The organism is Devosia sp. (genome assembly GCF_041917035.1).
GTDB lineage: Bacteria > Pseudomonadota > Alphaproteobacteria > Rhizobiales > Devosiaceae > Devosia_A.
In genome coordinates this window covers 1-7,269 of the sequence record NZ_JAYRYM010000185.1, presented here as the reverse complement: position 1 = coordinate 7,269, position 7,269 = coordinate 1, and the positions used below count along the sequence as shown (strand labels likewise).

Here is a 7,269-nt window from a genome sequence, read left to right as displayed (position 1 = left end):
CGGAACCTCAGTGTCACCATCGGCTCGCTCGACCATCCCGAGGATTTCCCGCCGCTCGAGCAGACCTGCCCCGATGGCCGCCTTCCCTATTTCGGCGCCCTGCACGAGGTCCCCGACCTGCCGCCCATCGAGGAGGTCGCTCCCGACCTGGCCGTCCGCATCCGCGCCACCAACCACCAGCACCCCGACCACGATACGGCCGAGTGGCCGCCCCGTAACTGAGTTCAGCCCATGTCCCGTCAACGCCTCTACCTGTTCGACACCACGCTGCGCGACGGCGCGCAGACCGCCGGCATCGAGTTCTCGCTCGAGGACAAGATTTCGGTGACGGCGCTGCTCGAACGGCTGGGCGTCGACTACATCGAGGGCGGCTATCCGGGGGCCAATGTCATCGACGACCAGTTCTTCGCCGAAAGCCGCACCCGCGACGCCATCTTCACCGCCTTCGGCATGACCAAGCGGGCCGGGCGCTCGGTGGCGAACGATCCGGGCGTGCAGGCCATCCTCAACTCCGCCGCGGAGGCCGCCTGCTTTGTCGGCAAGGCCTGGGACCACCAGGTGCGGGTTGCCCTCGAGATCACCCCCGAGCAGAACCTGCACAACCTGAGCGAAACCATCGAGGCCGGCGTCGCGGCGGGCAAGGAAGTGCTGGTCGATTGCGAGCACTTCTTCGATGGCTACAAGGCCAACCGCGCCTATGCGCTGAAATTCGTCGAGACCGCGCTCGCCGCCGGGGCCCGCTGGGTGGTGCTGTGCGACACCAATGGCGGCACCATGCCCGCCGAAATCGCCGCGATCGTCGCCGATGTGCTGAACGTCGCCCCCGGCGATCGGCTCGGCATCCATGCCCATGACGATACCGGCCAGGCCGTCGCCAATACGCTGGCCGCTGTCGATGCCGGCGTACGCCAGATCCAGGGCACGCTCAACGGCATCGGCGAGCGCTGCGGCAATGCCAACCTCGTGACGCTGATTCCGACGCTGATGCTGAAGCCGGGCTTTGTCGAGCGCTTCGAGCTCGGCATCAGCGCCGAGCAGCTCGGTCACCTCACCTCGATCTCGCGCGCCTTCGACGAGCTGCTCAATCGCGCCCCGGCCCGGCAGTCGCCCTATGTCGGCACCGCCGCATTCGCCACCAAGGCCGGCATCCATGCCTCGGCGCTCGCCAAGGATTTCTCCTCCTATGAGCACGTGCCGCCCGAGAGCGTCGGCAACGAGCGCAACATCATGGTCAGCCAGCAGGCAGGGAAGTCCAACCTGCTCGCGGCGCTCCGGCGCCACGGCATCGCGTTGGAAAAGGACGATCCGCGCCTCGAGCGGCTGCTGCGCACCGTCAAGGAGCGGGAGGCGCGCGGCTATTCCTATGATGGCGCGGACGCCTCCTTCGTTGTCCTCGCCCGCCGCGTCCTCGGCACGCTGCCGGAGTTCTTCGAGGTCGAGAGCTACCGCGCCAGCGTCGAGCGTCGGCACAATGCCCGCGGCGAGCAGATCACCGTCACCGAGGCGGTGGTGAAGATCCGCATCGGCGAGGAACGGCTGATGTCCGTGGCCGAGGGCAACGGTCCGGTCAACGCGCTCGATCTGGCCATGCGCAAGGACCTTGGCCAGTTCTCGGCGCGCATCGCCGATCTGGAACTCGTCGACTTCAAGGTGCGTATCCTCGACGGCGGCACGGGCGCGGTCACCCGTGTGCTGGTCGAAAGCCGCGACGGCACCGGCGAGCGCTGGTACACCATCGGGGTCAGCCCCAACATCATCGATGCCTCATTTGAGGCGCTTTACGAGTCGATTACCTATAAATTGATGAAAACCGAGGCAGCCTGACCCCGCGAACCGGCGGGCCGGGGCGCCTCGCAGCGGAGGCGTGACTGGGCCGCACGGAGCAGGGCCGGATGCTTGTCTTCACCCTGGCGGCGGCCGGGGTGACGGTGTTCGTCATGCTGGGCCTCTTCGCCGTTCCGGCGATCGATGCCTGTCGCGCCGATCAGCGCGGGTTGGTCGAGTGCATCCGCAACCTGATCGGCAGCCGCTTCGACCTGCCCATGGCGGGGGTGTCGCCGCCTCCGGCGCTCGCCGAAAGTGCCGATGACGGTCCGGCGCCAGCAGTCGGGGAGACGCCGGACGAGTCACCTGCGGAAGAACACGCAGCCGAGGACGAGGACGCGGAGCCCCGGCTGGCGGAGTTGCCCGCCGATGTTCGCCCGCCCGAGCTGGCCCGCTCGCTGGGGCCGGCGCCCAAGAGCACCGTCGGGGCATTCCCCGACGCCGACGTTCCCAATGCCGCGCCGAGGCCGATGGGAGCCGTGGAGATCCCGGCTGCCGACACCGCGGATACGATGGCGCGCGACCCCGGCCTCTCGCCTCCCGCGCTGCCGCCCGTTCTGGCAGCGGCCCTCGATGCCTTCGATCCGGCCCTGCTCGAGCTGCCGCTCGCCGACAGTCCCGATCTGCCGCCGGATGCCCCGCATGGCGACGTTCCGCCCTCGCTTGCGCCGGCCTCGAGCGACGCGGTGGTCGAGACGGACTATGTGTCCGCAGGCGCAGAGCCGCCGGCACTGCCCTGCCTGTCCCCGCCCGTTGCGCCGCCCGCCCTGGCCGCGGCCCTCGATGCCTTCGACCCTGGACTGCTCCTGCCGGCGGCGCCGGCGGTCCCTCGTCAGCCGGAGGGAGCGGCGGTGATCGATACGCCGTTGCTGGCCGAGGCACCTGCGGCATGGTCGGTCGAGCTTAGCGAGCCTGGGCCGGATGCATCGGCGATCGCCGATGCGCCGCTTCTGCCGGACCTGCCGCCCGCCCTGCCTTCTTCCGACTGGGCGGCTCTCGCGGCCCTCGATGCCGAGGCCCTTGCAGCCCCGCTCGAGCCGGCGGACCTCGCGCCCGATGTCTCGGCGGTCGTCGCCACGCCGCGCCTGCCCGACTTGTCCCCGCCGGTGACGCCGCCGGCTCTGGCGGCCGCCCTCGATGCCGTCGATCCCGCCCTGCTCGCTCCGCTGGCCGAGTCACCCGTGCCGGACCCGGTTGCGCCCCCGGCTGCGGCGATCGAGGACGTCACCGAGGTGGCCGCAACCCCTGACGAGCCCCCCTCCGCCACACTTTCGGACATGCTTCCCGTGCCCATGCTGCCGCCGACGATCGATGCCGTGGAACGCGACGGGTCGGCGGCCTTCGTCGCCGGCGACGGACCGGCCGGGGCGCTGATGCGCCTCTATGTCGATGGCCTGCTGGTCGGCGAGAGCCCGGTCGAGGCCGGTCGGTGGCTGGTCGAGGGGGAGGATATGCTCGCCCTGCCGCAGCATCTGCTGCGGGTCGAGGCGGTCGACCCGGCAAGTGGCGAGGTTCTTTCCAGTGCGGCGATCAGCCTCGAGCTCGAGCAGCCGGCGGTGATCGAGGCGCCCCGGGAGGACTTGTCGCCTCTCGCGCCCGAGAGTCCGCCGGATGCTGCCGTGGCGGCACTCGCCGCGCCGCTGGCCGATCTGCCCGGCGAGGAAGATGGCGCGCCCGCTCTCCATCCGGCTTCGCCCGACGGGGACCTGCCGGTCGTGGACCCTCCCGCGCTGCCGCCCATCCGCCCGGTTGTTCCGGCCGCCGAAAGCGCCTCGGTGACCATTCTGGGCGCGCCGCAGGCCGGCACGGTCCTCGAACTGGCTCCGCTGACGCCGACCGTCCCGGCGGTCGTCGCCAGCTTCGCGCTGTCGTCTCCCGGCACGTCCGTACCGAGGCTGCGCGCTGTGTCGTTCGGCGATCCGGGTGCCGGTCGCTTCGTCTCGGGCAAGGCGATCATCCGTCGCGGCGATACGCTGTGGGACATCGCCCATCGCTACTACGGACGCGGTGTGCGCTTCAGTGTCATCTACCGGGCCAATCGCGACCTGATCGCCCGGCCGGGCCGCATCTATCCCGGCCAGGTCTTCGACCTGCCGCTCGTCTACGACGACTGAATCGGGGCGTTGTCCTCGGCGCCGCCGTTCAGTACGCATGTGCGGGGCAAGTGGGGTGGATCGGGGTGGATCGGTGCGCATCGTCAAGACGCTGAGGCCGGCGGTGGCGCGCCTGACGCGGCGCTACTACACGTTTCGGCTGGCGCAGATCTCGCGCCGGCAGCTCGCGGCGCTGCCGCCGCATGCGGGGGCGAGTCTCGATGAGGCGACCCGCGCCGAGGCGCTGGCATTCCTCGGCGGCCTGGTGCAGGGCTATCGCGACCTGCGCTGGCACGCACACTATGCCCGCGCCAATGGTCGCCCGTCCGCCGTCTACATGCCGGAGGACATCTTCTACGCCCTCGCCATGCCGGCCCTGAACCCGAAGGACCGGGCCGCCATCCTGTCCGACAAGAACCATTTCGACCTGATCGAGGGGTGGCCGTCCCTGCCGCCGACGGTCGGCCGGCTGATGAACGGCCGCCTGCTCGACCCGCAGTTCGGCCCGGCGACGGCGGCAGAGCTGGTCCGTCGGCTCCCCCCCGGCGCCCAGGTGGTGGTGAAGCCGAGCCGCGTCACCGGCTCGGGCAAGTCCATCGCCTTCGTCGCGGCGCCAGATCTTGCCGGGGCCCTCGTCGGCCGCACCGATGCGGTGATCCAGCTTCCGGTGCAGCAGCATGGCGATATCGCCGCGATCAACGGCACCTCGCTCAACACCCTGCGCGTCAACACCTACCGCAGGCGCGACGGCGAGATCGTCCACCTCGGCACCTTCCTGCGCATGGGCCGCCAGGGCAGCCGCGTCGACAACACCGGTGCGGGCGGCCTCTATTGCGGTGTCGACGCCGAGCGCGGCGTGCTGCATGCCGACGGTTACAACAAGGATGGCTCGCGGGTCTACCAGGCCCATCCCGACAGCGGCCTGCCCTTTGCCGGCCGCTCGGTGCCCGGCTTCGCCGCCGCGCGCGACGCCTATCTGGAGGCGCATCGCCGGTTGCCGTGGATCGACCTCGCCTCGTGGGACGTGGCCATCGATGCGGCCGGTCGCCCGGTCACCATCGAGGTGAATGTCGGCACCACCATCAGCGTCCCGCAGATCTCGCTGGGCCCGATATTCGCGCCGGTGATGGATGATCTGCGCCAGCGCATCGGGCGCCGCCGCTACTCCCGCCTCGCCGGCTTCCTCTAGCCTGTCGGCGGACGACTGCCTCGTTGGGCAGGTCGTTTTGCCTTGCGTTCGTTCCCCCCTTCTTCTATCGCTACTTGCCGATGAATACGATGCAGGACGATGATCTCGCCAACGTGATGCGTGCTCTGGGGCACCCGGTGCGCCTGAGCATCCTGCGCATCCTCGCCACCCAGCGCCCGGGCGACTGTTGCTGCACCGACGTCACCCAGTGCCTGCCGCTGGCGCAGTCGACGGTCAGCCAGCACATCAAGGTGCTGCTCGATGCCGGCCTCGTCGAGCGCCACGCCAAGGGCACGCGGAACTGCTACTCGCTCCGATCCGACCGGCTTGCCGCCTTCAACGAGGCGTGCTCCGGCCTGTTCAGCGGCCTGGCCCCCATTCAGCTGCACGAGCCGGCCTGATGTCCGTTTCCAACGACTCGCCGAAGCGTCCCACCGTGGACGCCGATGAATCCAATCTCGGCCGTACGGTCGCCAACCTCTGGCAGTACATGTGGCCGGTGGGTCGAGCCGACCTCAAGCTGCGCGTCATCCTGGCCATCGGGGCGCTGCTCGTTTCCAAGGTGGCGACCACGCTGGTGCCGTTTGCCTACAAGGGCATCATCGACGCGCTCGACGGCGCCACGCCGGAGAACGCCCTGGTCCTCGGCATTGCCGTGCCGCTGGTGCTGATCGTCGCCTATGGCCTCGGCAGCCTGATCGATGCCGGCTTCCAGCAACTGCGCGACGTGCTGTTCGCCTCGGTCGGGCAGAACGCCGTGCGCAAGCTTGCCTACCGCACCTTCGAGCACCTGCACCGCCTGAGTCTCAGGTTCCACCTGCAGCGCCGCACCGGCGGGCTGAGCCGGGTGATCGAGCGCGGCACCAAGGGTATCGAGACCGTCGTCCGCTTCACCATGCTCAACACCGCCCCGACGGTGGTCGAGTTCGCCATCGCCGCGGTGATCTTCGTGGTGATGTTCGGGGTGAGCTATCTCGGCGTCCTCGTCGCCACCATCTGGCTCTACCTCTACTTCACCATCAAGGCGTCGAACTGGCGGATATCCATCCGCCGCGACATGAACGACAGCGACACCGACGCCAACGGCAAGGCCATCGACAGCCTGCTCAACTATGAGACGGTAAAGTACTTCGCCAACGAGAAGATGGAGGCCGATCGCTTCGACCGCTCGATGCAGAAGTACGAGCGCTCCGCCATCCGCATCTGGAGCTCGCTCGGCGTCCTCAACTTCGGCCAGGCCGCCATCTTCTACACCGGCACGGTGATAATCATGGTCATGGCTGGCCTCGGCGTGATGAACAAGACGCTGACGCTAGGCGATTTCGTGCTGCTCAACACCTTCCTGATGCAGATCTACCGGCCGCTCAACTTCATCGGCTTCGTCTATCGCGAAATCCGCCAGGGCCTGACCGACATCGAGGAGATGTTCAAGCTCCTCGACAAGGAGCCGGAGGTGCAGGACAAGCCCGGGGCGAAGCCGCTCGCCGTGACCGGCCCGGTGATCCGCTTCGAGGACGTGAGGTTCCATTACGATCCGGAACGGCCGATCCTCAAGGGTATCAGCTTCGAGGTGCCGGCCGGCAAGACCATCGCCGTGGTCGGTCCGTCGGGGGCCGGCAAGTCCACCATCTCGCGCCTGCTCTACCGCTTCTACGACGTGATCGAAGGTCGCATCACCATCGACGGGCAGGATCTGCGCGACGTCACCCAGGCGAGCCTGCGCGCGCAGATCGGCATGGTGCCGCAGGACACGGTGCTGTTCAACGACAGCATCGAGTACAACATCCTCTACGGCCGCCCCGATGCCAGCCCAGAGGACGTGCGCAAGGCCGCCGAGCTCGCCCAGATCGGCCCGTTCATCGAGAGCCTGCCCAAGGGCTACGCCACCCAGGTCGGCGAGCGCGGCCTCAAGCTCTCGGGCGGCGAGAAGCAGCGCGTCGCCATTGCCCGCACCATCCTCAAGGGCCCGCCGATCCTGATCCTCGACGAGGCGACCTCCGCCCTCGATTCCAAGACCGAGGAAGACATCAAGTCGGCCCTCGACCTGGTCTCGGCCGATCGCACCACCCTGGTCATCGCCCACCGGCTCTCCACCGTCGTCAACGCCGACGAGATCATCGTCCTGCGTGACGGCGAGATCGCCGAGCGCGGCACGCATTTCCG

Annotated in this window: 5 protein-coding genes and 1 pseudogene; all 6 read left to right on the top strand. The window is 68.8% G+C overall.

What is annotated here, in order from left to right:
- Positions 1-222: pseudogene (locus tag ACE3TU_RS16345) on the top strand (GFA family protein); the annotation flags it as partial.
- A gap of 9 nt (positions 223-231) precedes the next feature.
- Positions 232-1,824 carry a citramalate synthase gene (cimA, locus tag ACE3TU_RS16340; protein WP_374626085.1) on the top strand — a complete coding sequence of 531 codons (1,593 nt, stop codon included), beginning with the start codon at positions 232-234 and terminating at the stop codon, positions 1,822-1,824.
- Positions 1,825-1,892: 68 nt separating this feature from the next.
- Positions 1,893-3,938 (top strand): LysM peptidoglycan-binding domain-containing protein, encoded by a 2,046-nt coding sequence (locus tag ACE3TU_RS16335; protein ID WP_374626083.1) that lies wholly within the window; start codon positions 1,893-1,895, stop codon positions 3,936-3,938.
- A gap of 73 nt (positions 3,939-4,011) precedes the next feature.
- A complete protein-coding gene (locus ACE3TU_RS16330) occupies positions 4,012-5,106 on the top strand; it encodes a sugar-transfer associated ATP-grasp domain-containing protein (protein ID WP_374626081.1) in 1,095 nt (364 codons plus the stop codon).
- An 80-nt stretch (positions 5,107-5,186) separates the two neighbouring features.
- Positions 5,187-5,507 (top strand): ArsR/SmtB family transcription factor, encoded by a 321-nt coding sequence (locus tag ACE3TU_RS16325; RefSeq protein WP_374626079.1) that lies wholly within the window; start codon positions 5,187-5,189, stop codon positions 5,505-5,507.
- The coding region (locus ACE3TU_RS16320; protein ID WP_374626077.1) for an ABC transporter ATP-binding protein/permease at positions 5,507-7,269 on the top strand (1,763 nt) is incomplete at its 3' end. The genes ACE3TU_RS16325 and ACE3TU_RS16320, both read left to right, overlap by 1 nt.